Annotated in this window: 2 protein-coding genes; one reads left to right on the top strand and one right to left on the bottom strand. The window is 64.8% G+C overall.

Annotation, left to right across the window (positions count from 1 at the left end; all coding sequences use genetic code 11):
• The first annotated feature begins 20 nt into the window (after positions 1 to 20).
• Positions 21 to 728: a LysR substrate-binding domain-containing protein gene (locus tag HLUSI_RS30210; RefSeq protein WP_016836141.1), complete on the top strand. Its 708-nt coding sequence runs from the start codon at positions 21 to 23 to the stop codon at positions 726 to 728.
• A 17-nt stretch (positions 729 to 745) separates the two neighbouring features.
• Here HLUSI_RS30210 and HLUSI_RS0122750 read toward each other — a convergent pair.
• The coding region (locus HLUSI_RS0122750; RefSeq protein ID WP_016836140.1) for an OsmC family protein at positions 746 to 997 on the bottom strand (252 nt) is incomplete at its 5' end.

The following is a 997-nucleotide window of genomic DNA, read 5'->3' as shown; positions in this document are numbered from 1 at the left end:
CTGATTAGCGCGCGCTGGAATTGCGCGACAAGGTGGATGCCCTGGCGCAGGAAATGCGCAAGGTCTTCATGACCGATCAGGTCGATCTGTCGACGGTGGAACGCACGATGGTATTGCGCACCAATGACGGCTTTGCCGGCGCCTGGGCGGCCAGACTGGCACAACGCGTGGCGCAGGAAGCGCCCGGCATTTCACTGCGATTCTTACCGCGCGCCGACAAGCACGTGGCCGGCCTGCGCGACGGCCTCATCGATCTGGAAGTGGGCGCTTTGCATGAAGGTGACGACACCTCGGAAGAGCTGCACACGCAGCTGTTGTTCCGCACGCCGTTCGTCGGCGTGGTGCGCGCCGATCATCCGCTGGCGCGCAAGAAAATCAGTCTCGCCAACTTCACCGCCTGGCCGCACATCTCGGCCTCGCGCCACGGCCACAACAGCGGTCCGATTGACGATGCGCTGGAAGCGCGCGGACTGCAACGCAAGGTCCGGTTGGTGGCGCCGGGATTTCAATCGGCGATGGTGATGGCGGCGTCGTCCGACATGGTCGCCGCTGCGCCGGAACTGTTCGCGCGCTGGGCCATGCAGCATCTGCGGCTGCATATTTTTCGCCTGCCGCTGGCGACGCCGGAAGTGGAAGTGTCGCAAAGCTGGCATCCGCGCCGCCACGCCGACCCGGTGCACAAATGGCTGCGCGGACTGGTGCGGGAGCTGTGCAGCGACGGCGCCTGATCGCCTGGGCGGATGGTTCAGGCCAGCGTGGTGGTGACTTCCGTCCTGACGCTGGTCATCAGTTTCTGCACCGGGCATTTCTCGGCCACGGCCAGCAATTCCTGACGCTGCGCTTCGCTGAGATCGCCGCTCAGGCTGATGGATGCGGACAGGCGATAGACGCCCTGGCGTTCTTCGCTGTTGTCGCGGTCGATGCTGATCCGGATGTCTTCCACCGGGATGTTCTTGCGCTTGGCGTACCACACCAGCGTCAGCGCCTTGCAGGCGCC

Source organism: Herbaspirillum lusitanum P6-12 (assembly GCF_000256565.1).
Lineage (GTDB): Bacteria > Pseudomonadota > Gammaproteobacteria > Burkholderiales > Burkholderiaceae_D > Herbaspirillum > Herbaspirillum lusitanum.
The sequence above is the reverse complement of the archived record's forward strand: the minus strand, read 5'-3'. Positions and strand labels throughout refer to the sequence as shown.